26 protein-coding genes are annotated in these 23,237 nt (G+C 48.0%); all 26 read left to right on the top strand.

What is annotated here, in order from left to right; genetic code table 11:
- Nucleotides 1–5 precede the first annotated feature (5 nt).
- The 26 genes from mtrB (at nucleotide 6) to ODZ53_RS14680 (ending at nucleotide 23,207) form a co-directional block, all read left to right on the top strand.
- Entirely contained in the window at nucleotides 6–236 is a 231-nt protein-coding gene (gene mtrB, locus ODZ53_RS14555; RefSeq protein WP_012686146.1) for a trp RNA-binding attenuation protein MtrB, read from the top strand.
- Between the two features lie 76 nt (nucleotides 237–312).
- The gene (locus ODZ53_RS14560; RefSeq protein ID WP_372677872.1) at nucleotides 313–828 is read left to right on the top strand and encodes a hypothetical protein; all 516 of its coding nucleotides are present in this window, start codon (nucleotides 313–315) and stop codon (nucleotides 826–828) included.
- Between the two features lie 125 nt (nucleotides 829–953).
- Nucleotides 954–1,790, top strand: a complete 837-nt coding sequence (locus ODZ53_RS14565; RefSeq protein ID WP_372677874.1) for a heptaprenyl diphosphate synthase component 1 — start codon at nucleotides 954–956, stop codon at nucleotides 1,788–1,790.
- Nucleotides 1,791–1,794: 4 nt separating this feature from the next.
- The gene (locus tag ODZ53_RS14570; RefSeq protein WP_372677876.1) at nucleotides 1,795–2,514 is read left to right on the top strand and encodes a demethylmenaquinone methyltransferase; all 720 of its coding nucleotides are present in this window, start codon (nucleotides 1,795–1,797) and stop codon (nucleotides 2,512–2,514) included.
- 47 nt (nucleotides 2,515–2,561) lie between these two features.
- Complete coding sequence (locus tag ODZ53_RS14575) at nucleotides 2,562–3,431, top strand: UbiA-like polyprenyltransferase (RefSeq protein WP_234127863.1); 870 nt, start codon at nucleotides 2,562–2,564, stop codon at nucleotides 3,429–3,431.
- Entirely contained in the window at nucleotides 3,428–4,024 is a 597-nt protein-coding gene (locus ODZ53_RS14580; RefSeq protein WP_012686150.1) for a UbiX family flavin prenyltransferase, read from the top strand. The genes ODZ53_RS14575 and ODZ53_RS14580 overlap by 4 nt, the downstream gene beginning before the upstream one ends.
- Nucleotides 4,025–4,028: 4 nt before the next feature.
- On the top strand, nucleotides 4,029–4,892 hold the full coding sequence (locus tag ODZ53_RS14585; RefSeq protein ID WP_372677879.1) for a menaquinone biosynthesis protein: 864 nt from the start codon (nucleotides 4,029–4,031) through the stop codon (nucleotides 4,890–4,892).
- Between the two features lie 9 nt (nucleotides 4,893–4,901).
- Complete coding sequence (locus ODZ53_RS14590; RefSeq protein ID WP_372677881.1) at nucleotides 4,902–5,867, top strand: polyprenyl synthetase family protein; 966 nt, start codon at nucleotides 4,902–4,904, stop codon at nucleotides 5,865–5,867.
- 104 nt (nucleotides 5,868–5,971) lie between these two features.
- Nucleotides 5,972–6,415: a nucleoside-diphosphate kinase gene (ndk, locus tag ODZ53_RS14595; protein WP_007716560.1), complete on the top strand. Its 444-nt coding sequence runs from the start codon at nucleotides 5,972–5,974 to the stop codon at nucleotides 6,413–6,415.
- Nucleotides 6,416–6,542: 127 nt separating this feature from the next.
- Nucleotides 6,543–7,316, top strand: coding sequence for a CheR family methyltransferase (locus ODZ53_RS14600; RefSeq protein ID WP_012686153.1), 774 nt, complete (start codon nucleotides 6,543–6,545; stop codon nucleotides 7,314–7,316).
- A gap of 76 nt (nucleotides 7,317–7,392) precedes the next feature.
- A complete protein-coding gene (locus ODZ53_RS14605; RefSeq protein WP_007716564.1) occupies nucleotides 7,393–7,551 on the top strand; it encodes a hypothetical protein in 159 nt (52 codons plus the stop codon).
- A 231-nt stretch (nucleotides 7,552–7,782) separates the two neighbouring features.
- A complete protein-coding gene (aroC, locus tag ODZ53_RS14610; protein ID WP_372677884.1) occupies nucleotides 7,783–8,946 on the top strand; it encodes a chorismate synthase in 1,164 nt (387 codons plus the stop codon).
- Nucleotides 8,946–10,046, top strand: a complete 1,101-nt coding sequence (gene aroB, locus ODZ53_RS14615; protein WP_372677886.1) for a 3-dehydroquinate synthase — start codon at nucleotides 8,946–8,948, stop codon at nucleotides 10,044–10,046. Before aroC ends, aroB begins: the two co-directional genes overlap by 1 nt.
- Nucleotides 10,047–10,048: 2 nt before the next feature.
- Nucleotides 10,049–10,426, top strand: coding sequence for a chorismate mutase (aroH, locus tag ODZ53_RS14620; RefSeq protein WP_372677888.1), 378 nt, complete (start codon nucleotides 10,049–10,051; stop codon nucleotides 10,424–10,426).
- Nucleotides 10,427–10,714: 288 nt separating this feature from the next.
- The gene (gene trpE / locus ODZ53_RS14625) at nucleotides 10,715–12,229 is read left to right on the top strand and encodes an anthranilate synthase component I (RefSeq protein WP_372677890.1); all 1,515 of its coding nucleotides are present in this window, start codon (nucleotides 10,715–10,717) and stop codon (nucleotides 12,227–12,229) included.
- A complete protein-coding gene (gene trpD, locus ODZ53_RS14630) occupies nucleotides 12,223–13,248 on the top strand; it encodes an anthranilate phosphoribosyltransferase (protein ID WP_372677892.1) in 1,026 nt (341 codons plus the stop codon). Before trpE ends, trpD begins: the two co-directional genes overlap by 7 nt.
- On the top strand, nucleotides 13,238–14,038 hold the full coding sequence (trpC, locus tag ODZ53_RS14635) for an indole-3-glycerol phosphate synthase TrpC (RefSeq protein WP_372677894.1): 801 nt from the start codon (nucleotides 13,238–13,240) through the stop codon (nucleotides 14,036–14,038). The genes trpD and trpC overlap by 11 nt, the downstream gene beginning before the upstream one ends.
- Nucleotides 14,035–14,703, top strand: a complete 669-nt coding sequence (locus tag ODZ53_RS14640) for a phosphoribosylanthranilate isomerase (RefSeq protein WP_372677896.1) — start codon at nucleotides 14,035–14,037, stop codon at nucleotides 14,701–14,703. Before trpC ends, ODZ53_RS14640 begins: the two co-directional genes overlap by 4 nt.
- Nucleotides 14,666–15,886, top strand: coding sequence for a tryptophan synthase subunit beta (trpB, locus tag ODZ53_RS14645; RefSeq protein WP_372677898.1), 1,221 nt, complete (start codon nucleotides 14,666–14,668; stop codon nucleotides 15,884–15,886). Before ODZ53_RS14640 ends, trpB begins: the two co-directional genes overlap by 38 nt.
- A gap of 2 nt (nucleotides 15,887–15,888) precedes the next feature.
- Nucleotides 15,889–16,707 carry a tryptophan synthase subunit alpha gene (gene trpA, locus ODZ53_RS14650; RefSeq protein ID WP_372677900.1) on the top strand — a complete coding sequence of 273 codons (819 nt, stop codon included), beginning with the start codon at nucleotides 15,889–15,891 and terminating at the stop codon, nucleotides 16,705–16,707.
- 29 nt (nucleotides 16,708–16,736) lie between these two features.
- Nucleotides 16,737–17,831 (top strand): histidinol-phosphate transaminase, encoded by a 1,095-nt coding sequence (gene hisC / locus ODZ53_RS14655; protein WP_012686163.1) that lies wholly within the window; start codon nucleotides 16,737–16,739, stop codon nucleotides 17,829–17,831.
- A gap of 70 nt (nucleotides 17,832–17,901) precedes the next feature.
- The gene (locus tag ODZ53_RS14660; RefSeq protein WP_142496162.1) at nucleotides 17,902–19,005 is read left to right on the top strand and encodes a prephenate dehydrogenase; all 1,104 of its coding nucleotides are present in this window, start codon (nucleotides 17,902–17,904) and stop codon (nucleotides 19,003–19,005) included.
- A 91-nt stretch (nucleotides 19,006–19,096) separates the two neighbouring features.
- On the top strand, nucleotides 19,097–20,377 hold the full coding sequence (gene aroA, locus ODZ53_RS14665) for a 3-phosphoshikimate 1-carboxyvinyltransferase (protein ID WP_372677902.1): 1,281 nt from the start codon (nucleotides 19,097–19,099) through the stop codon (nucleotides 20,375–20,377).
- A gap of 323 nt (nucleotides 20,378–20,700) precedes the next feature.
- Nucleotides 20,701–21,822: an amidohydrolase family protein gene (locus ODZ53_RS14670; RefSeq protein WP_372677904.1), complete on the top strand. Its 1,122-nt coding sequence runs from the start codon at nucleotides 20,701–20,703 to the stop codon at nucleotides 21,820–21,822.
- A 147-nt stretch (nucleotides 21,823–21,969) separates the two neighbouring features.
- On the top strand, nucleotides 21,970–22,560 hold the full coding sequence (locus ODZ53_RS14675) for an RNA polymerase sigma factor (protein ID WP_007716581.1): 591 nt from the start codon (nucleotides 21,970–21,972) through the stop codon (nucleotides 22,558–22,560).
- Entirely contained in the window at nucleotides 22,557–23,207 is a 651-nt protein-coding gene (locus ODZ53_RS14680; RefSeq protein ID WP_012686167.1) for a zf-HC2 domain-containing protein, read from the top strand. The genes ODZ53_RS14675 and ODZ53_RS14680 overlap by 4 nt, the downstream gene beginning before the upstream one ends.
- Nucleotides 23,208–23,237 lie beyond the last annotated feature (30 nt).

Here is a 23,237-nt window from a genome sequence, read left to right on the forward strand (position 1 = left end):
ACACATTGGCACAATCATCGGGATTTAATCAGGATTATTTCGTAGTCAAAGCGAAGGAAAATGGCGTTCATGTGATTGGATTAACAAGAGGCACTGATACGCGTTTTCATCATACAGAGAAGCTCGATAAAGGCGAAGTCATGATTTTTCAATTTACGGAGCACACCTCTGCAATTAAAGTGCGAGGAAAAGCAGTGATTTACTCGCAGCATGGCGTCGTGGATACGACCGAATAAAGAACAAGTCGTTTTGCTAAGAAGCAGGCATAGCCTGCTTTTTTTGTTTGTACAATGGAGGAGAGGAGGGATGTCTATGCCGCGCCAATTGTTGATGGCGATTGCTGTTTCCACTTTCTTGGCTCTGATGCTGTCGCTCGTTCCCACAAATCAGTGGATGCAAGCGGATATACCGACATTTCAGTCAGCACGTGCCATTCACTTAAGCGAGCAAAATGCCCTTGATTTGTTTACAAGGATGTCGACACATTATAATATTAAGCGTATAAAATGGGAAAACCCATCGATCTATGTCGATTTTGTGGTGAAACCTGACGAAAAAGTAGAGTTAAACACCGTCTATCAAGATTTTTACCGTTTGACATACGACTTGTATACCTATGCAGACAATGTCGGGCCCGTGTACTATCGCTTGTTGGAGGAGACGGATCCACCAAAAGAATCGAGATTATTGATTGCCATACAATCGACAACTGGAAAGCTTGCAGGACAAGACAAACCTTTGACCGATCCTTCGGATATTCAGACCTTTGTAAGCAGTACATTTCCTATTCGAATCGAGCCGTATTTTTATGAGCGAATTAGTCCCTGATGGAAGAAGTATGGTATGATAGTAGAGACGGCCTTTTGACCGGACGGCAGAGGAAGACCGAAGAGTAAGGAACAGTACGGAACAGGCAGACATCTTTAGGTTGTGCAGCTTGTGGAGGAGGACGCATGAGCAAAGAACTTTCCCCGAATGTAGAAGAGGTTCGGTCCATTATCGAACAAATCTACAAGAGAATCACCCATTCCTATGTAGAACATTATGTTGACGTTCCTTCCATGGCGGAAAATCGTCTAGAGCTGTTGTACCTTTTTTTGCTGGAACAAGGCATGCCGAAGGAAAAGGCTTCGGTTTTATGTACAGCAACTGGGCTAGTCCAATTGGGACTGGACACCCATGAGCTCGTGAAAAATGAGTACGACTCCTCACAGAGCGCGGAGCGAAACCGACAGCTGACCGTACTTGCCGGTGATTATTACAGCAGTCGTTATTATCACCTTTTGGCTTCAGCGGGTGAAATCCAAGCCATTCAAGTGTTGTCGGCAGCTATTCAGCGAGTGAACGAAGCGAAAATGAGACTCTACATCGCTGGGCGAGATAGCAAGACTTTATCAGATGAAGAGTACTGGGAACTGCGAAATACGATTGATACAGGCTTATACGTGGCTGTTGTAGAGGAGTATGCCGATTCAGCGGATCGCCGTCGTTTCTGGAGTGATCTGATGAAGCAAACAGCCAAGGTAGAGAGTGTGATCGGTGAGTGGGAGCAGCTCAAATGGCAAGAACAAGTCCCTTTTGGTTTTGCCCGTTTTTTGCTGCAAAAACCCGGGGCTACACTCACGCAAGTTTTGTCAGGCGTCGAGGGGAAAGCCCTCGAATTAATCGGTTTATGTGAGCAAATGGTGCGTACGCTGCATCCTGCAGAGACGCGGAACATGCTTGCATCCATTACGGCACGGTACTCCCATCGGATCAGTCGCTTGAAGAAGGTAATTGAGGAGATGTAGCCAAGTGAACCAGACACAGATGAATGAGAAAGCAGAGTACGTTCACTCCGTTTTCGAGAGCATTGCAAACGATTACGACAAAATGAATCATGTAATCAGCTTTGGCAGTCATATTGCTTGGCGTAATTACACGATGAAGCAGATGAATATCCAGTCAGGGCATACGGCTTTGGATGTTGCTTGTGGTACAGCAGACTGGACGATTGCATTGGCCAAGGCTGTTGGGAAAGAAGGCAGTGTTGTTGGCCTTGATTTTAGCCAGAATATGCTGGATGTAGGGGCATATAAAGTGGCGAACGCAGGTGTTGGCAACAATGTAAAGCTAGTGAACGCAGATGCAATGAATCTGCCTTACGAGGATCATACATTCGACTTCGTGACAATCGGATTTGCCCTGCGCAATGTGCCGGATGTCCAGCAGGTGTTGAATGAAATGGCACGTGTAGTGAAGCCAGGGGGCAAAGTCGTTTCTCTGGAAGTGTCCAAGCCACCATTCATTCCGTACCGGAAGCTATTTTACTTATATTTCTACAAAATCTTGCCATTGATCGCGAAGCTGACAGTCAACAAATACGAAGAGTATGCATGGCTGCCACAGTCCCTGACCAATTTCCCGGACAGCCGCGAGCTGGCAAGCATGTTTCAGAAAGCAGGCTTGGACCCGGTTCAGGTCAAATTGTTTATGGGCGGCGTATCAGCCTTGCATATTGGCACAAAGCCATAATATGAGGAGTAAACCGGTATTTCTTCACTAGATAGGAAGTGTCATAAATGGGTCTACGTAAATTAAAAATCATCTTGGAAATGATTAAATTCGAGCACTCCCTTTTTGCCTTGCCTTTTGCTTTTATGGGAGCTGTTTTGGGAAGCATTGTGGTAGAGCATGCATGGCCTACTTGGTCAGAAATTTTTTGGGTGACGGTAGCGATGGTGGGCGCTCGCAGTGCTGCGATGTCCTTAAATCGTGTCATCGACCGGGTAATTGATGCGAAAAATCCTCGGACCGTCACACGAGCGATTCCTGCTGGCCTCATTTCGATTGTCGAAGTCATTTTGTTTATCGCGGTGTCCTTTGCGGTGTTGTTCATTGCTGCATTCCAGTTAAATGATTTGGCTGTGAAATTGTTGCCGCTCGCTGTGTTCGTTCTGGTGCTTTATTCTTATACAAAACGCTTTACTTGGCTTTGTCACTTTGTTCTCGGTGTTGCCATCGGATTTGGTCCGCTAGGGGGCTGGGTAGCGACAACGGGTCAAGTAGATGGCATCGGCCTTCTATTGTTTGCATCCGTTATGTTCTGGACAGCAGGCTTTGATATCATTTATGCATGCCAGGACGCTGATTTTGACCGAAAAGAAGGACTTTTTTCCATGCCGAGCCGCTTCGGAATTGCCAATGCACTTCTGATCGCCCGCATATGCCACGTTCTTACTTTCGTTGGTCTGATGTCGTTGTATGTAGTTGCAGACTTGTCGATTTGGTTCCTGGTAGGTGTGCTCATTTCTGGTGCGATTTTGATCTATGAACACACGCTGGTGAAGCCAACCGACCTGTCCAAGCTGGATATGGCATTCTTTAATATGAACGGCATCTTGAGTGTCGTGATGTTTACCTTTACGATGATTGATTTGGTGATTGCATGAACAACCAAAAGTGGGCTGTCGGGATAACAGGTGCAAGTGGTGCTATCTATGGTGTTCGAGTCGTCCAGGAGCTTTTGCGTGCTGGACATATCGTTCATTTGATGATTACAGAAGCAGGCTGGCAAGTATTTCGTGATGAACTGGATTGGCACACGGATGATAGAGAAGCTCTTTTGCAGGAGAAACTGCAACAAGACTTTTCGGGTGAGCTACATTATTGGGGACTGCGAGATTTTAATTGTCCCGCAGCCAGTGGTTCCTATCGCTGTGACGGTATGATCGTAGTACCGTGCTCGATGGGGACTGTTTCTGGCATCGCACATGGCGCATCCGGCAATTTGCTGGAGCGCGTTGCTGATGTCATGATCAAGGAAGGTCGGCGATTGGTCATTGTTCCGAGAGAGACGCCGCTCAATGCGATTCAGCTCGAGAACATGCTCAAATTAAGCCGTCTGGGAGTCAAGATTCTACCTGCCATGCCAGGCTACTATCAGAAACCGCAAACCATGGATGATCTGATTAATTTTGTGGTAGGGAAAACTTTGGATGCAATTGATGTACCACATTCGCTATTCCGGCGTTGGGGGGAATAAACGCATGCAAAAGTCTTTGCGTGTTGGACAAATTTTGTATACCAATGTATTGCCGGTTTACTTCTATTTTGATCAGGCTAAATTCGAAGACCGAATCGAATTCATCCGCCAAGTTCCTGCCCAGTTAAATACTGCAATGGCAAAAGGCGAGATTGATTTGGGACCGATTTCTTCGTTTAGCTATGCAGAGCATGCCTCCGAATACGTGGCATTGGCAGATCTGTCTGTCAGTGCCAAAGGGAGAGTAGGCTCCCTTTTCTTGTTCAGCAAAAAGCCGATTGAACAAGTAAACGGTGCCAAAATAGCCTTGACCAACACATCGGCTACCACAGTGAATCTCTTAAAGATCATTCTCCATAAGTTTTACGAATATGAGATTTCCTACGTTACACAGGAACCTATTTTGCATGAAATGCTGGAGGATGCTGATGCAGCGCTCTTGATCGGGGATGACGCCATTACCGCTGAGCGAACGGCCAAAGACCTTCATGTTTACGACCTAGGAGAGCTGTGGCATCAATTTACGGGCTATGCTATGACCTTTGCCATTTGGGCTCTTCGTCGAGCAGTTATTGCTGAACATCATGACCTGATCGCGGACGTCCATGCCTCTTTTTTAGAGAGCAAAAGGAAGACAAGGGAAAATACAGCCCCATTGATTGACTACGTTCACACGCATTTCGGTGGAGAGAAAGAGCAATGGATCCACTATTTCCAAGGATTACAGCACGATTTCGGTGACGTTCAGCGGATTGGACTGGAGTACTATTACCGATGCGCAGCGGAGCTGGGACTTCTATCGGCACCTGCAACCGTCGATCTGTGGCAAGCTGGCGGCCGACAGACCAATACTACGTTGACGAGATAGGTGGAACGGATGAATCTAGTCGATATTTACTTCAAGATGAAAAAAGATGTCCAATACATAGAAGATGAACTGGAGAAAGCAATTGATACGCCGGTTCGAGAGCTGTATCTATCCTCGACTCACTTGCTCAAGGCAGGAGGAAAGCGGATTCGACCCGTTTTTGTTTTGCTTGGCGGTAAGTGGGGCAATTACGACGTCAAAAAATTAAAGCATGTGGCCGTTCCTCTCGAACTGATCCACATGGCTTCCCTGGTGCATGATGATGTAATTGATGATGCGGATAAGCGCCGCGGGAAAGATACGGTTCGAATGAAGTGGGATAACAAAGTAGCCATGTACGCCGGCGACTATATTTTTGCACGGGCATTGGCCATTGCCTCCCAGCTCCCGATCCCGCAATTGCACCAAATTCTTTCGAATGCAATCGTTGAGGTTTGCAAGGGAGAAATCCAGCAAGTAAAGGATTTGAATAACTGGGACCAAAACTTCCGTACCTATTTACGCAGAATTAAACGAAAAACGGCGCTTTTAATTGCGATTAGCTGTCAATTAGGAGCAGTGGCAAGCGGCGCGTCAGCTGATATGATCCGCAAAATGTACTGGTATGGCTACAATGTGGGGATGGCTTTTCAAATTACCGACGACATTTTGGACTTTACAGGGACGGAGAAGCAATTAGGGAAGCCGGCTGGAAGTGATTTGGTGCATGGAAACATTACGTTGCCTGCGCTTTATTCGGCTCATCATGGAAAAGCACGTGCGCAATTCCAGGAATGGATCGCGAAAAATACGTTTTGGGATCATACGGATGAAGCAGTTCGTATGGTGCGAGAAGATGAGGGCATTGCCTTTTCGCAGCGCCTCGCCGAACGCTATATCGCCCGTGCGCATGCCATTCTCGCCGGTTTGCCTAACAACCAAGCTAAGACATCCCTGACAGGTATCGCCAATTATATCGTCGATCGCAAATTTTAATGATATTTTGACCGTCTGCCTGTTGCTTGACCACGCTAGTTTTGATAAAATTTTCGTTGGTGTCCTATGCACCAATACATAGCTCTAATGGAGGCATACATACAATGGAAAAAACATTCCTTATGGTAAAACCAGATGGCGTACAACGCAACCTGATCGGGGAAATCGTATCCCGTTTTGAGAAAAAAGGCTACCAACTCGTAGGTGCTAAGCTGATGACAGTAAGCCGCGAACTGGCTGAAGAGCATTATGCAGAGCACAAAGAGCGTCCTTTCTTCGGTGAACTGGTTGACTTCATCACTTCCGGTCCAGTATTCGCAATGGTATGGCAAGGTAACAACGTAATCACAACTGCTCGCGCTATGATGGGCAAAACAAACCCAGTTGACGCTGCTTCCGGTACGATCCGTGGCGATTTCGCTACTTCCGTTGGCATGAACATCATCCACGGTTCTGACTCTCCTGAGAGCGCTGAGCGTGAAATCGGCCTGTGGTTCTCCGCTGAAGAAGTTCTCTCCTTCGAGAAAACTATCCAACGCTGGATCTAAGACTGTTCGAGAAAGCCCCTTTATTGGGGTTTTCTTTTTTTTGTCAAAATCTTTGTCAAAACAGATAGGATTATGACGAAATATAGCGAATGAAAATAGGGAGTTTGCAAAGGGGGTACGATTCAGCATGGAAGATAAGGACTTTCTCCAATTTATAGCTAGTGTGAAAAAAATGACTGGAATTGATCTTGCCCTCTACAAGGAAGCACAGATGAAGCGCCGTCTAACCTCGTTGAGACAAAAGCGGGGGTACACCACATTTGCCCAGTATTTCGATGCCATCGCTAAAGACAAGGAGCTTTTCTACGAGTTCCTCGATCGGATGACCATCAACGTATCGGAATTTTTCCGAAATCCAGGACGGTGGGAAGTTCTCGAGAATAAAATTTTGCCACGCTTGGCAAAGCAATCCCCGCGGGTGAAATGCTGGAGTGCGGCATGCTCGACAGGGGAGGAGCCGTACACACTTTCACTTATTTTGTTACGTCAGAAGTTGGATGCGACCGTGCTCGCTTCTGATATTGATGAGGGTGCACTGGCAAAAGCAAAGCAAGGGGTATACACGGACCGTTCCCTGCAAGATTGTCCAAAAGACCTCGTTACGAAGTATTTTGAAAAAGATACACTCAGCTATCGCATCACGGACGAAGTGAAGAGAAAAGTGACGTTCAAAAAACATAATTTATTGGCGGACTCATTTGATTCTCAATTTGATTTAATTATTTGCCGGAACGTGATGATTTACTTTACCGAAGAAGCAAAGCATGAGCTGTATCATAAGTTTAGCCGGGCGCTAAAACCTGGCGGGGTACTCTTTGTAGGTAGCACAGAACAAATTTTTCAGCCGCAGCAATACCAACTGGAGACAGAGGATACGTTCTTCTATCGAAAAATGGGTTGATTCAGGTTGGCCTTGGTATATCTCTGCTGTTTTTTCCCTAGACTAGGAATACCTACTTTGCAAGAGGAGGCAGCAGATGGACAAACACAAGGTCATCGAGGCATACCGTCGAGGCTTGATCACGTTGCAAGAGTGTGGTCAGATATTAGGGGCGGAGAGGACACAACTAGATGATTTGATACGCGTGGATCACACTCGCAAACCGCTGAGCCCCAATCCTTTTTTCAACGTGTAGGAAAATATAAACGCTTCGTTCATTCGCGGTAGCGTAAAGAGAGCGCTTCTCCTTATTCGGAGGGGCGTTTTCCTGTAAGACCAAAAGGTTTTTCGCAAACGTTTGTCACTTTTGTATTTCCACGGCGTACTAGGTATGATATTATAGCGCTTAAAAGTGATAAAGGACAGCACCCCGAAAAGAGTGCCTTTAGGGGATACAGGCTGCCAGGAGGATGGAGGAAGGATAGAGATGCGTTACTTGACAGCAGGGGAATCCCACGGGCCGCAATTAACAGCTATCATTGAAGGCGTACCGAGCAACCTGCCGATTTCCATTGAGGAAATTAATGAGCAGTTGGCACGTCGTCAGAAAGGCCATGGCCGCGGCAGAAGAATGCAGATTGAAAAGGATCAGGTGAAAATTCTTTCTGGTGTCCGTCATGGATATACAACCGGAGCTCCTATCACACTGGTCGTTGAAAATAAGGATTGGACGCATTGGCAAGGCATCATGAGTGCTGAGCCTGTAGAGGAAGGCTCTGAAGAAAAGCGTCGTGTTTCCCGTCCACGTCCTGGACATGCTGATTTAAACGGGGCGATTAAGTATCATCAACGCGATATGCGCAATATTCTGGAACGTTCCAGCGCTCGTGAGACTACTGTCCGCGTAGCTGTTGGTGCAGTCGCTCGCCAATTGCTGGCTCAATTTGGTATCCGTATTGGCGGACAGGTACTCCAGATTAATGAGATCGTGGCGAAGCGACAAGAAGTAAGTCTGGACGAGCTGATTGCGCGCACAGAAGAATCGCCAGTGCGCTGCTTGGATAAAGAAGCGGAGCCGCTAATGATGGCAGCGATTGACAAAGCAAAAGAAGACGGGGATTCCCTCGGTGGTACCGTAGAAGTGATCGTTGAAGGCGTGCCGATTGGCTTGGGTAGCCATGTGCAATGGGACCGCAAGCTGGATGGATGTCTTGCACAAGCGATAATGAGCATTCAGGCTTTCAAAGGTGTTGAAATCGGAATCGGATTCGAGGCAGCCGGTCTGAAAGGCTCGCAAGTTCATGACGAGATTGTTTGGAATGAAGAAACTGGCTACAGCCGTAAAACGAATCGTGCAGGAGGACTCGAAGGCGGAATGACGACAGGAATGCCTGTAGTTGTTCGCGGTGTCATGAAGCCGATCCCTACCTTGTACAAGCCACTGATGAGTGTGGATATTGATTCGAGAGAGCCATTCTCAGCGAGCATTGAGCGTTCCGACAGCTGTGCTGTTCCAGCGGCAAGTGTGGTTGCGGAGGCAGTGGTAGCATGGGAGATCGCGAATGCCATGTGCGAAAAATTCCCTTCTGACTCTCTCGACGACATGGAAGAAAACGTACGTCAATACCGTGCGTACACGGAGAAATTCTAATGAGCGTGGAGAAGCTGACTGTTGAGCTTGGCGAGCGTTCCTACGAAATTGTGATAGGCGATGGTCTTTTGCACCAAGCAGCAGCGTTGCTAGTAGAGGCAGGGATTGCTTCTACTAGCAAGCTGATGATTGTCACAGATGAGAACGTAGCCGTTCATTACTTAGAGCCTTTGCTGGGTGTATTGAGGCAGCATGGGTATCAAGCACACTCAGCAGTCATTGCTGCTGGAGAACAATCGAAGAGCCTGACTGTCTACGAGCGATTGATGACAGAGGCCATTGATGCAGGGCTGGATAGGAAGTCTGCTGTATTGGCTCTCGGTGGTGGAGTCGTCGGTGACTTGGCTGGATTTGTGGCTGCTACGTACATGCGCGGCATTGATTTCGTACAAATGCCGACTACCTTGCTCGCACATGATAGCTCGGTTGGCGGAAAAGTAGCGATCAATCATCCACTCGGAAAAAATCTCATCGGGGCTTTCCATCAGCCAAAAGTTGTTATTTATGACACGAAAGCCTTGCATAGCTTGCCGAAGCGGGAAGTCGCAGCAGGCTTTGCAGAAGTTGTGAAGCATGGACTTATCGCTGACGCTGCCTTTGTCGATTGGCTGGAGGACAACGCTGATAGGCTATGGCAGCTCGATTCAGAATTATTAGGGAAAGCCATTGAAAAAGGCTGCGCAGTCAAAGCGGCGATTGTTTCTCAAGACGAGACAGAGCAGGGGCAGCGTGCATTGCTGAATTTGGGTCATACGTTTGGTCATGCGTTTGAAGCACTGTCTGCTTACTCCACCCTGAATCATGGGGAAGCTATCTCCATTGGGATGTGTTTGGCTGCAAAGGTAGCGGAACGGATTGGTTTTGCCGAGACAGGTGTATACGATCGCACAAAACGGATGCTGGAATTGTTCCACCTGCCAACGGCGTGGCCGGGCAATCTCTCGCCAGAAGCTGTGCTGGAAGCCATGAAACGAGACAAAAAGACAGTAGGCGGAAAGCTGGCCTTGGTGCTGCCTAGGGCAATCGGGCAGGTTGAAGTCGTCAAAAATATAGAAGAAGAACTCATACTGGGAGTTATGAGAGAAGAAGTGGAGGGATAAGGATGGGAACGAGAGGAATCAGAGGCGCGGTCACAGTGGAAGCCGATACGCGCGAAGAGATTGTCTCCGCTACCAAATGGTTGCTGGAGGAAATGGTAAGCCGCAACGAAGTAAACCCCGAAGATATTGGTAGCATTATTATTACGACGACCGAGGACCTCTGTGCGACCTTCCCCGCTCAAGCGGCCCGCCTGCTTGAAGGAGAAGCTTGGCAATACGTCCCACTCATGTGCGCAAGAGAAATCCCGGTGCCAGGTGGCTTGCCGCTTTGTATTCGTGTCATGATGCATGTGAATACGGACAAGACAGCAAAAGAAATTCATCACGTCTTTTTGCGTGATGCAGTCAAGCTGCGCCCGGATTTGACAAATCGAGGTTGACAAATTAGGGTGCTCTCTTTTACCATAAGTGAAACGAGAGCGCCTCGTTTTTCCGGTAATAAGCAAAAGCCGGCTGAGAGCAGAGAATGAGTTGAGCAGAGTTGAGATGAGTTAGGTTGAGGAGAGAAGAGAAGGCTGGGTACATATTGACACCCAATCCAGGTCTCTTTGTCTGGATTTTTTTGTATACTAAAATTTCTCCCCCTACCTCTCGCTCTAGAAGCGGGTGTAGAAAAGGTGGATGCCTCATTCCCTTTTCTCTCCCACTAATTGAGGAGATGAGAGTCCATGTATTTCCCTTCCCTTGCCGAGGTCAAGACCCTTTCGGCGTCGTATTCCCTTATCCCTGTAAGCATGAAACTGTTGGCAGATCAAGAGACTCCAATTCGTTTGTATCAGAAGATTCGCAAAAGTGATTCCTTTTTGCTGGAGAGCGTAGAGGGTGGTGCTCGCTGGGCGCGTTTTTCGTTCATTGGCATGAATCCTTTTCAAATCGTGGAAGCAAAAGGTGAAGAAATCACGGTTTCCTATCGCACTGGTAAAAAGCATGTCCACACAGGAAATCCCGTTTCCTTTTTGCGTGAAGAAACCGATCGCTACAAAAGCCCAAAGCTGCCCGGGCTGCCTCGTCTCAGTGGTGGAGCGGTAGGCTTTTTTGGCTACAATACGCTGCGATACTTCGAAAATTTGCCAGCACATCGCAAGGAAGCTGTACGCGTGCCGGATATGCGCTTTCTGTTTGTCGATGAGATGATCGCCTTTGATCATTTGAAGCAGGAAATTCAATTGATTGTGAATCTCCATGTTAAGCCAGGAGACACTGCGGATACAATTGGCGAAAAATATAAGCAAGTCTGCGAACGAATCGAGGAGCTGGCTGCCAAGGTTATGGCTCCGCTTGAAATGGATCAACGCATTCAAGTAGCAACAGATACGCCAGCGCCATTGACCGTACAGCCAAATATGACGCGTGAGCAATACGAGCAGCTAGTCGTGCAGGCGAAAGAATACATTGCAGCCGGCGACATTTTTCAAGTCGTGTTATCCCAACGTTTTTCCGTAAAGACGGATGTCGATCCTTTTGCGGTGTATCGATTGCTGCGTACATTGAATCCTTCCCCGTACATGTACTATCTCGAATACGAGGGCGAGACAGTCGTCGGGACTTCACCAGAACTACTCGTGCGTGTAGAAGATGAAAAAGTAGAGATGCGTCCGATTGCAGGAACGCGGAAAAGAGGGGCAACCCCACAAGAAGATGCAGCGTTCGCGGCTGATCTTTTGGCAGATAAAAAGGAGAGAGCCGAGCATTACATGCTGCTGGATCTGGGGCGCAACGATGTAGGAAAGGTCTCTACTTACGGAAGCGTGAAAGTGGAGGAAGCGTTGGTTATTGAAAACTACTCCCATGTGATGCATATGGTTTCGCATGTGACCGGCAAGCTTCGTGAGGGACTGCACGCTTTCGATGCATTGCTGAGTGCTTTTCCGGCCGGTACGGTATCCGGTTCTCCCAAGCTGCGGGCAATGGAAATTATTGCAGAGCTTGAGCCTGACGCACGTCATCTGTATGCGGGAGCAATTGGCTACATTTCATTTGATGGTTCACTCGATAGCTGTATCACGATTCGAACGTTGTTCTTTCAGGATGGTTACGCACATGTGCAGGCAGGTGCAGGCATCGTAGCGGACTCGGTCCCTGCGAGTGAGTACCAAGAGACGGTGAACAAAGCAGCAGCGATGCTCTCTGCGTTGGAAAAAGCGGAACAGCTGTTTGTCAGAAAGGTGGAGTTGTCATGCTAACATACGCGCTGGAACAAATTCTGCTAGGGAAGCACTTAACACGGACGGTTGCAGAAGAGGCTATGGGCGAGATTATGGACGGAAAGGCAACTCCAGCTCAGATTGGTGCATTTTTAGCGAGCCTTCGCTTGAAGGGCGAGCAGGTGGAAGAGATTATCGGTTTTGCCAAAGCCATGAGAGCGCGCGCGATGAATTTTCCCATCGAGCTTCCAGGTCTGGTAGACACCTGCGGAACAGGTGGAGACGGAAGTCATACCTTTAACATTTCGACGGCGAGTGCAGTAGTCGCAGCAGCTGACGGTGTACGCATCGCCAAGCACGGAAATCGTGCGGTTTCCAGCAAAAGTGGAAGTGCTGATGTGCTGGAAGCGTTGGGAGTCCCCGTTAATTTATCTCCCAAGGACGCCGCAGATTGCCTGCGTGCGACCAATCTCTGCTTCCTGTTCGCCCCTCTGTACCACCAAGCGATGAAGCATGCGGCTGGCCCGCGAAAAGAATTGGCGATTCGCACGGTGTTTAATTTACTTGGACCATTGACGAATCCCGCAGGTGCCAGCCATCAGCTGATGGGCGTCTATGATGCCAAGCTGCTTCCGAATGTTGCCGCAGTCTTACACGAGCTCGATGTGAAAAGAGCGCTCGTTGTAGCTGGCTCGGATGGACTGGATGAATTGACTGTCACCGGAACGAGTCATATTGCCGAGTTGCGGAATGGGCGTATTTTGACATATGAAATCGAGCCAGAGCAGTTCGGTCTGCGCAGACATGAGAAGGATGCTTTGCGTGGCGGTGATGCCAATGAGAATGCCAAGATCATTCACGACGTGTTTTCCGGAGCACGTGGGGCAGCACGCGACATCGTTTTACTGAATGCGGGTGCGATCCTCTACCTCGCAGATCGGGTTAGCTCGATTGAAACTGGGGTTATACGTGCAGCGGAACTGATCGACGGCGGACTGGTCATGCGCAAGCTGGAGCACGTTCGTCACATCGCAGGAGGTATGATTCATGCTTCGTAAAATCGTGGAAAAGAAACGCGAGGAGATCGCACGTCTTTATACAGATACAACCGTTTCAGCATTGCTTTATGCAACGAAGGAAGTCCAACGTCCACGCGGATTTCGTCAAGCATTGGAGACAAGTGTACGGCCTGTAAGCGTGATTGCCGAAGTGAAAAAAGCATCCCCGTCCAAAGGGTTAATCCGACCTGATTTCCAGGCAGTGACCATCGCGAAGGCTTATCAGGCCGCTCAAGCAGAATGTTTGTCTGTTTTGACAGACGAGTCCTTTTTTCAAGGGAGTTTAAGCTATCTACGGCAAATTCACGAGGTAGTTGAACGCCCGTTACTCAGAAAAGACTTTCTTCTGGATGAAATTCAAGTCGTGGAAGCAAGAGCAGCAGGTGCTGATTGTGTGTTGCTCATTGCTGCGATTCTCGATCAAGAAACGCTTCGACACCTGAACCAAACTGCCGAGGAGCTGGGCATGGATGTACTGGTTGAGGTACATGACAAACGCGAATGTGAGCTTGTTTTTCAAGCGATGGAACCGAAATTGCTTGGGATCAACAATCGAAACTTAAATACGTTTCAAACGGACCTAGCCGTTACGCATGAGTTGATTGCAGAACTGCCTGCGTCACTGACGATCGTGAGCGAAAGTGGAATTTCGACACCGGCGGATATTGAGAATGTACAGAGTGCAGGTGCTCGGGCTGTGCTGGTTGGAGAGCATTTCATGCGTCAAACAGACGTCGAGCGCGCAGTTATTGATCTCGTGGGAGAAGCGGCACCGGGGGTGAGTGTATGACTCGCTTGAAAATATGTGGGATCAAGCGGACGGAAACACTTGCACTGTTAAAAGAGCTGGAAGTCGATTACGTAGGCCTTGTTTTTGCCCCAAGTAAGCGACAAGTTGATGCCCAGACTGCTGGACAATTGCTTGCAGCCGTTCCGGGTCACCCTCCTACTGTTGGCGTGTTCGTTAATCCGACGATGGAAGAGCTGGAGGAAGTACTAAGCGAGGCACCGTTATCCGTGATCCAGTTGCATGGACAGGAGACGCCACAATTTTGCCAGAAAGTTCAGGAGCGGTTCGCTCTTCCGGTGTGGAAGGCGTTGGCTGTGGGCGGAGAAGCGGATGCTGCTTTAGCAATTCAATGCTATCAGGGTATTGTCAGTGCCTTTTTATTTGATACGTATGACCCTAGTCAAGCAGGTGGTACAGGCAAAAAGTTTTCGTGGGAGCAAATTCCTGCATTACAAGCAGCATGCGGGGCAGCAGACTGCATCATCGCTGGAGGAATTCATGCGGAGAATGTCGGAGAATTAATGGGACAGTATCAAGCAGGCATAGTCGATGTGTCCAGTGGAGTAGAGACGGATGGCGTAAAAGACGCTCAAAAAATAAAAACATTGGTAGAGAGGGTGAAGGCGCATGAACAACATTCAAACAACTACGCGAGTCGTGCCTGACGAAAACGGACGATTTGGTGCCTTCGGAGGCAAGTTTATTCCGGAAACCTTGATGAATGCGGTGACAGAGCTCGAGATCGCTTTTGAAGAAGCGCGTCGTGACCCGGCATTTGTTCAGGAATTGAATGGATTGCTGAGCGAGTATGCTGGACGCCCAACCCCGCTCACCTATGCAGAGCGTTTGACGCAAGCGGTCGGCGGTGCCCAGATCTATTTGAAAAGAGAAGATCTCAACCATACGGGCGCACATAAATTGAACAATGCTTTGGGTCAAGCATTGCTTGCCAAACGGATGGGCAAAAAATCAATGATTGCCGAAACGGGTGCTGGTCAGCACGGAGTGGCAAGTGCAACCGTGGCAGCAAAGCTTGGGCTCTCTTGCAAGGTATTCATGGGGGAAGAAGATATCCGTCGCCAGTCGTTGAATGTTTTTCGGATGAAGCTGCTTGGAGCAGAGGTCATCCCTGCGGTATCCGGCTCTCGTACACTTAAGGATGCGACAAACGAAGCGATTCGCCATTGGGTTTCTCACGTAGATGACACGTTTTATGTCATCGGATCTGTGGTTGGCCCGCATCCATACCCATACATGGTTCGCGAATTCCAAAAAATTATCGGAGAAGAGACGCGCAGCCAAGTCCTGCAAATGCTCAGAAGGCTTCCAGATGAGGTTGTTGCTTGTGTTGGTGGCGGCAGTAATGCGATTGGTATGTTTTATCCGTTCATCCAGGACGAGTCTGTCGCGCTCAGAGGGGTAGAAGCCGCAGGAAAAGGAATGGATACGGAAAAGCATGCGGCAACACTAACACTCGGACGCCCGGGAGTCATCCACGGTTCCTTAACCTACTTGTTGCAAGATGAAAGCGGTCAGGTGCAAGAAGCGCATTCGATTTCGGCTGGCTTGGATTATCCAGGAGTAGGACCTGAGCACGCCTATCTCAAAGACAGTGGAAGAGTGACGTATACTTCGGTAACAGATGCAGAAGCACTCGAGGCAGTTCAAGTGCTTTGCCAAACGGAAGGCATCATTCCAGCGTTGGAGAGCGCACATGCCATAGCTGAAGCGATAAAACGTGCGAAAGAGATGTCTTCAGACAAGCTATTAGTCATTTGTTTATCCGGTCGAGGCGACAAGGACGTACTAACTATTCAAGAAGCGCTAACAGCAGAAGGGGGAGAGTAATCATGACGACAGCTCTTAACAGAATCGATCAATTATTCGCGGATCGTGATCGCAAACGATTCATCCCATTTCTAACCGTAGGCGATCCTACAATAGAAGCAACCTTTCATCTCGTAAAAGCGATGGTCGAAGCAGGAGCAGATCTCATTGAGCTCGGCGTCCCTTACTCCGATCCATTGGCAGACGGCCCAACGATTCAACGGGCTTCAGAGCGCGCCCTGAAAAATGGCGTGACGATCGGGGATGCTTTGCAATTGGTGAAAAGGCTGCGCGAATCAGGGATGGAGGTTTCCATCGTCCTGTTCACGTACTTCAATCCGGTTTTGCAGTATGGCATTGAGCGCTTTTTTGCCGATCTTGCCGCTTATGGGGCGGACGGTGTTGTCATTCCTGATTTGCCGATTGAGGAAAGCGGTCCTGCAATAACCGCAGCAAAACAGAATGGCATTCATGTCATTTCACTCGTAGCACCAACTTCCAGTTCCAGAATCAATACGATTGGCGCGCAAGCAACCGGATTTCTTTATTGTGTATCGTCGCTCGGTGTGACGGGTGCCCGGGCGGACCTGCGAGAGGATTTGGCAGTTTTTCTGGAACGAGTAAAGGCCAGCACATCGGTTCCTACTGCGGTAGGCTTCGGAATATCCACGCCGGATCAAGTACGTGCAGTAGCACCCCATGCGGATGGTGTCATTGTGGGAAGCGCCATTGTACAGCAAATCGAGGAGCATGCTGAGCAGCTGAAAGACCTTAAACAACTGCCAGTAGCTGTAGAAAAAATAAAAACCTTTGTACATCAGTTAGCCAGTGCGCTACAATAGTGGGAAAAATGTGACTGGAGTGAACGTGGATGCAACCGAAACAACGCATACTCAATGCCCCGGTATATCAACCTGGCAAGCCCATTGATGACGTGAAACGTGAATTTGGTTTAACCGAAGTCATCAAACTGGCGTCCAACGAAAATCCTTTTGGTTCCTCACCAAAGGCGAAAGCTGCTATTTCGGAACAGTTGGACAATTTGGCCCTTTATCCTGACGGTGCAAGCCTTAATCTACGCTGGGATCTTGCTGACTTCCTCGGGGTCAAACCAAGCCAATTGTTTTTCGGCAATGGGTCTGATGAAATTCTGTTGATGATCTCTCGTGCTTTTTTGAGCGAAGGAACAAATGCAGTCATGGCGACGCAAACGTTCTCGCAATATCGCTCAAATGGGATTATTGAAGGTGCAGACTTGATTGAGGTGCCGTTGAAAGATGGCGTTCACGATCTCGAAGCGATGGCGGCTGCCATCAACGAACAAACGAAGGTCGTATGGGTATGTAACCCGAACAATCCGTCAGGCACGATTGTAACAACATCCGAGTTGGAAGCTTTTATGAAAAAGACTCCAAAAGATGTGCTCGTCGTTTTGGATGAGGCTTACTACGAGTATGTGGTTGATCCAGAATATCCACAAACAGTACCGATGCTCGCTGAGTATCCGAACCTGATTATTTTGCGTACGTTCTCCAAAATTTACGGTCTGGCTGCTCTTCGTATAGGCTACGGGATCGCGTCAGAAGAGCTCATTTCCTCTCTGGAACATGTGCGTGAGCCGTTCAATACAGGCACACTTGGCCAAGTAGCAGCACGTGCGGCGTTGAAAGACCAGGAATTTGTGAAATCATGCCGCGATCGTAACCGTGAAGGCATGAAGCAGTTTACCGATTCCTTTGACGAGTGGGGGCTTTCCTACTATCCATCTCAGACTAACTTTATCTTGGTTGATTTGAAAATGGATTCCGATGAGGTATTCAAAAAGCTGCTCTCGCAAGGCATCATCGTTCGTTCTGGTAATGCGCTAGGTTTCCCGGGTTTCCAACGTATTACTATCGGGACCAAAGAGCAAAATGATAAGATTCTTTCCGTCTTAAAAGAAATCGTGACTGGAGCATTGAAATAAAAGGACAAAGATGCCGGGCATGCCTCGGCATCTTTGTCTAAGAGAGATAAAGGAAGGATAGAGAGTGGAGATGAAAAAAACCACTATTACTGTAATCGGCGTTGGGTTAATTGGCGGTTCCATTGCGCTGTCGATGCGACGCGATCCAAATATTCGGGTAGTCGGCTACGATTTACGTCAGGATTGTTTGGATAAAGCACTGACTCTAGGTGTCATTCACGCTGGCACAACAGATTTGCAGACCGCAGTTCGAGAAGCGAATGTCATCTTCCTCGCATCACCTGTAGAGCAAATCGTTGCAACCATTCGCTCGTTAGTGGAAATGGAGCTGCAGCCGGGTGTGATCATTACGGATGTTGGAAGTACAAAAGCAGGCATTGTCAGACAAGCGGCGGATGTCATTCCCGATCATGTTACGTTTATTGGTGGACATCCGATGGCCGGCTCGCACAAATCCGGCGTGGAAGCTGCTTCTGACCGTCTGATGGAAAACGCCTACTATGTTTTGACACCAGCGCCGGGAACATCTGTAGAGAAAGTAAAGCAATTGTCTGAACTACTTACACTCACTCGTGCAAAAGTCGTGCAAATGGACGCGGCTTCGCATGATCAGGTCGTGGGTGCGGTTAGTCATTTCCCGCACATCCTCGCTTCTGCTTTGGTCAATCTAGTGGCAGGGTATGACGAGGAAAATGCTTGGCATACCACGCTTGCTGCTGGTGGCTTCCGTGACATTACACGCATTGCTTCGAGCAACCCCCAGATGTGGCGTGATATTTTGCTGCAAAACCGTGACCCGATCCTCAAAATCGCAAAAGATTGGGCAAACGCATTGGAAGATGTCGTTCACCTCGTAGAACAGGGAGATCCAGAAGGAATCGAGCACTTCTTCAAAACGGCACGAGAATTCCGCGACAGCTTGCCTGAGCGCAAAACGGGTGCATTACCTCCTTTGAACGATTTGTATATCGATATCCCGGACCACCCTGGCGAAATCGGACGAATTACGACATTATTGGGAGCAAGAAATATCAACATCACGAATCTTCAAATCAGAGAGACACGAGAAGACATTTTTGGGGTGCTACGCATTACGTTCCATTCGCAACAAGAGTTGGAAAAGGGAGAGGAAGTTCTTCGCTTTTTCGATTACAATGTATACAAGCGCACATAAGTTTTTTTATGCAAACGCACTTTACAACGAAGACGCTTCACAGTGCGACTGGTGATCTGGGAGAGCGTGAGAGAGAAAAGGAGTGGAAGTAATGCTTCGCGTACAACAAGCCAAACAAATCAAAGGTACCGTTCGCGTGCCAGGAGATAAGTCCATTTCCCATCGTGCAGTTATGTTTGGAGCTCTAGCAGAAGGAACGACAACCATTGAAGGCTTTTTGCCGGGTGCCGATTGCTTGAGCACGATTAGCTGCTTTCGTCGGATGGGGATCGAGATTGAACAACAAGGAGATGCCGTAACCGTACAAGGAAAAGGCTGGTATGGCTTGCAGGAGCCATCTCAACATTTGGATGTAGGGAACTCCGGTACGACCATTCGCCTAATGGCAGGGATCATGGCGACACAGCCTTTCCATGTGGTGATGGAAGGCGATGAGTCTATTGCTAAAAGACCAATGCGCCGTGTAATCGGACCGCTCCGTCAAATGGGCGCTAAAATCGATGGAAGAAAAGACGGTGAATACACACCGTTATCCATTCGAGGTGGGGAGCTTCAAGGGATCGCGTATCAATCCCCAGTTGCAAGTGCACAAGTGAAGTCAGCTATTATGCTGGCAGGGTTGCAGGCAAAAGGCGTGACGAGTGTAACAGAGCCGCATTTGTCCCGCGATCATACGGAGCGTATGCTGCAAGCGTTTGGTGTACAAGTCGTGCGTGATGGCTTGACTGTTTCCGTAGAGGGCGGACAAAAACTAAAAGGCCGTGCCATTTCTGTTCCTGGTGACATTTCTTCCGCTGCCTTTTTGATTGCAGCAGTAATGGTCGTACCTGGCAGCTCTCTTCTCATTGAGAATGTCGGAATCAACCCAAGCCGCACGGGCATCATTGATGTTGTCAAGGCGATGGGGGGAAGCCTGGAGCTTTTGAATGAGCGAATCGTAAATGAAGAGCCGGTTGCAGACCTCCTCGTGACGCATTCGGAGCTGCACGGGATTGAAATTGCCGGAGATATTATTCCACGTCTGATTGACGAAATTCCGGTAATTGCGGTCATGGCAACGCAAGCGAAAGGACAGACCGTGATCCGTGATGCCGAAGAGCTGAAAGTAAAGGAGACAGACCGTATTGCCACGGTGGTTAGTCAACTGTCCAAATTCGGCGCTAAGGTGACACCTACCGATGACGGAATGATCATCGAAGGAAAGACAGATTTGACAGGGGCTGTCATCGATAGCATGGGGGATCACCGAATTGGCATGGCGATGGCGATCGCAGGTCTCATTGCCGAGGGTGAGACGAAAATCGAAAACGATGAGGCGATTGATGTATCGTTCCCTGGCTTCCATGACTTGCTTGTGAAAATCAGCCAATAACGAAAGAATGATAGAGAAGTCTGTTCCTTTAAAGGGGAACAGGCTTCTTTTTTCGTGCAAAGACAAGCGTTCCGAATTTTAGCAAAAATGATTTGACAAGCGCTTACATTCCGTTTATTATAAAACTACAGTATGGTTTCTCTCCACTCCTATCCAATATAAGAAAGCACGTGTGTGCTACCGTCGTTTGAATGCGCTTACATCAACGGCGGTCTTTTTTTTGTTTAAAAAGCGGATTGGCTCGAATGAGTACTTTTTCCCCTTTTTGTGCATATGCTCGTACAAGGGTAGTGTGTGCAAGATAGGTGGGAGGGGGACGGGCTATGCTGGAGCATGGGATGGTCATACGCGGGGGAACGGTTGTCACAGCACGAGGAATGAAAGAAGCAGATATTTGGATCCGTCATGGGAAAATTGTACGAATGGCTAAAGATACCTTGACGAAAAACCCCTTCAACGATTTATATGAAGAAATAGATGCTACTGGTATGTATCTTTTGCCCGGTTTTGTCGCACTCCTGACACATTCGTTGTATAAAATCAAAGATGTTGATGTCTATATAGAAGCCATGCGAAATCTCATCAGCATGGGATGTACAAGCCTGGTGGACGTCTTCCGGCCAGAGCGTTGGATGAGCAGACCGCAGATTCACTATCAACAAACCCAGCATTTCAACAGTTTGCTGGATTATGTTTGGCATGTAGAAATCGATGTCGCCGATCTTTACGGTGACCGCATAGCCGAGTGGATGAACCACGGCTATTCTTCGTTTCATGTCACGATTCGAAATCCAGAAGAAATTTCCACAATAAAATGGGAAACGCTTTTGCAACTTCAAACGTCTAAACAAATGATCCTGCACATGCAGGTACAAAATGACCCGTTTCTAAAAAAAGAACAACGGGAACTTATTCGACAGATTTGGATGGAGGCTACTCGTTATTGGCGGTTGCGTACTGTCATGACAGATTCTCAAGCGGCCTTTCATTTTGAAGAAAATGACCCGTACCTGCATATTTTTCGTTTGCCGGCTGAAGTGACGGATCAAGGTCTACGTCACTTACATCGTCAATGGTTTGGGAGTTGGCAAGTAGCCTCTCCGATACACGATGTACGGATTGATACACGAAAGAGCTGGTGTACGTCAGAAGAATTGCTTTGCTTGTTAGTCAGGCTCGCTTCGACAAATGTTGCAAAAGCAATTGGACTGTATCCGCGAAAAGGAAGCTTGACAACTGGCGCAGACGCTGATATCGTTTTCCTGAAAAAGGAAAACTGGTTGACAAAGAATGATCTTTCCACTATTCTCAATTTTAGTGAAATGCATCTTCCAACATCTGTTATGTCGAACGGTAAATGGATATATCGAAATATGCGATTTATCCCTTTGATTGGTATGGGTAAGTGCTTATTCGACACGAAGCCCTACTCATATGTCATATAACCCCGGTTTGGGGGTTTTTTCGTGAATGGTTTCCAGTAGACAGACGTGAAAAAGAATCGTAAGGTCGCGCAACTTTTTACATCCCCAGCAGTCTAATTATGCAAAGGCCGCTGAGGGATCGGAATCGCAAGGAGGTAATCTCTGATCATGACCGATTCCCAGCTTATCCGAGAGATTAAAGAAGGTAATCTGGAATGCTATGCTGAACTGATTCGTCGATATGAAAAAAAGATCCTCTCATTTGTTACTCATCTTTTGCGTCAGGCACATTTAGAGCATATAGCGGAGGATATATGTCAGGAGACGTTTTACAAGGCGTATAAGAGCATTCATTCTTTCCGAGATGTAGAAGCTACATTCTCCACCTGGCTCTATACGATTGCACGCAACTCCGTACTAAGTGAATTGCGCAAAAGCCGCAATTCTGACGTGTATCTGGATGATACGTTGCAAGTGCCTATGGCATCTCCCAAGACACTGCCTGAGCAAGTTTTGCTCCGGAATGAACGGGAGAGCATGGTAAGACTGGCGATCAACAGCTTGCCAGAGAAGCAACGCTCAGCACTGATATTACGCGAGTACGAACAAATGGATTACACAGAAATCGCTACGATTCTGGATTTAACAGTGAGCTCTGTGAAGTCTCTACTGTTTCGAGCGCGGCAAAGTATCCGTGGACAGTTGGAAAACTACATCCTGGACCCTCATTTGGATGAAGCTGAAGGGATGAATCGATGATGAGATGTGAAGAAGTTCAGGAAATTCTGCCTGAATACGCCGAAAATCTGTTGCCTGAGGTGACCCAACGCCGGGTTGATCACCATATGGCTTCATGCTATGCCTGTCGTTCCGACTATGAGCTTTGGTCGGACAGTGATGAGTGGATGGAAATGGATAAAGAAGAATACCATTCTGTAACCCCATCCCGTTCCATTGTAGACGCTGTGATGGCCCGTATTTTATCGGAAGAGCGATGGGCGATCCCGATTGGCAGAAAAATTTTCAGCGTGACAGCGAGAATGCGACGCATGGCTGCGAGTGTAGCTGTCTTGTTGCTGATGGTCTTTTCTTTCACTTTATATGTGAATTCAAGTACCACGGAGCAAGCGAATTCGCTCGTGATTAATGGAGAAGTTATGGAAATTAACACGCCAAAGGCTCAAGTCATTTCTTCTTCTATGCAAACAGATGACGGTACGTATGTGGTAGAAGCCCAGCCATATACGGCGCAAGGAGATTCACTGGAACATGCTACTGCTTCGATTGTACCACTCGATGGGAAGCCGACTTCTCCTGATTTAGCCAAACCGAATTACAGCATTGTACTTAGTATTTTTGGAATCCTTATTACTGTTCTTACAATGAGCTGGCTAACACGAGCATAATGTTATATGATCAAGAGTAAAAGAAAAGAC

The organism is Brevibacillus sp. BD137, from assembly GCF_041644655.1.
Lineage (GTDB): Bacteria > Bacillota > Bacilli > Brevibacillales > Brevibacillaceae > Brevibacillus > Brevibacillus brevis_D.

Coding starts and splice junctions, on each gene's coding strand:
- ndk (WP_007716560.1), top strand. CDS start 5,972: ATGGAAAAAACATTCCTTATGGTAAAACCAGATGGCGTACAACGCAAC.
- trpA (WP_372677900.1), top strand. CDS start 15,889: ATGACGACAGCTCTTAACAGAATCGATCAATTATTCGCGGATCGTGAT.
- ODZ53_RS14640 (WP_372677896.1), top strand. CDS start 14,035: ATGACTCGCTTGAAAATATGTGGGATCAAGCGGACGGAAACACTTGCA.
- ODZ53_RS14580 (WP_012686150.1), top strand. CDS start 3,428: ATGAACAACCAAAAGTGGGCTGTCGGGATAACAGGTGCAAGTGGTGCT.
- ODZ53_RS14585 (WP_372677879.1), top strand. CDS start 4,029: ATGCAAAAGTCTTTGCGTGTTGGACAAATTTTGTATACCAATGTATTG.
- ODZ53_RS14660 (WP_142496162.1), top strand. CDS start 17,902: ATGAAAAAAACCACTATTACTGTAATCGGCGTTGGGTTAATTGGCGGT.
- aroH (WP_372677888.1), top strand. CDS start 10,049: ATGGGAACGAGAGGAATCAGAGGCGCGGTCACAGTGGAAGCCGATACG.
- aroC (WP_372677884.1), top strand. CDS start 7,783: ATGCGTTACTTGACAGCAGGGGAATCCCACGGGCCGCAATTAACAGCT.
- aroB (WP_372677886.1), top strand. CDS start 8,946: ATGAGCGTGGAGAAGCTGACTGTTGAGCTTGGCGAGCGTTCCTACGAA.
- hisC (WP_012686163.1), top strand. CDS start 16,737: ATGCAACCGAAACAACGCATACTCAATGCCCCGGTATATCAACCTGGC.
- ODZ53_RS14590 (WP_372677881.1), top strand. CDS start 4,902: ATGAATCTAGTCGATATTTACTTCAAGATGAAAAAAGATGTCCAATAC.
- ODZ53_RS14675 (WP_007716581.1), top strand. CDS start 21,970: ATGACCGATTCCCAGCTTATCCGAGAGATTAAAGAAGGTAATCTGGAA.
- ODZ53_RS14605 (WP_007716564.1), top strand. CDS start 7,393: ATGGACAAACACAAGGTCATCGAGGCATACCGTCGAGGCTTGATCACG.
- trpD (WP_372677892.1), top strand. CDS start 12,223: ATGCTAACATACGCGCTGGAACAAATTCTGCTAGGGAAGCACTTAACA.
- trpC (WP_372677894.1), top strand. CDS start 13,238: ATGCTTCGTAAAATCGTGGAAAAGAAACGCGAGGAGATCGCACGTCTT.
- ODZ53_RS14565 (WP_372677874.1), top strand. CDS start 954: ATGAGCAAAGAACTTTCCCCGAATGTAGAAGAGGTTCGGTCCATTATC.
- ODZ53_RS14560 (WP_372677872.1), top strand. CDS start 313: ATGCCGCGCCAATTGTTGATGGCGATTGCTGTTTCCACTTTCTTGGCT.
- aroA (WP_372677902.1), top strand. CDS start 19,097: ATGCTTCGCGTACAACAAGCCAAACAAATCAAAGGTACCGTTCGCGTG.
- ODZ53_RS14600 (WP_012686153.1), top strand. CDS start 6,543: ATGGAAGATAAGGACTTTCTCCAATTTATAGCTAGTGTGAAAAAAATG.
- ODZ53_RS14670 (WP_372677904.1), top strand. CDS start 20,701: ATGCTGGAGCATGGGATGGTCATACGCGGGGGAACGGTTGTCACAGCA.
- ODZ53_RS14575 (WP_234127863.1), top strand. CDS start 2,562: ATGGGTCTACGTAAATTAAAAATCATCTTGGAAATGATTAAATTCGAG.
- trpB (WP_372677898.1), top strand. CDS start 14,666: ATGAACAACATTCAAACAACTACGCGAGTCGTGCCTGACGAAAACGGA.
- trpE (WP_372677890.1), top strand. CDS start 10,715: ATGTATTTCCCTTCCCTTGCCGAGGTCAAGACCCTTTCGGCGTCGTAT.
- ODZ53_RS14680 (WP_012686167.1), top strand. CDS start 22,557: ATGATGAGATGTGAAGAAGTTCAGGAAATTCTGCCTGAATACGCCGAA.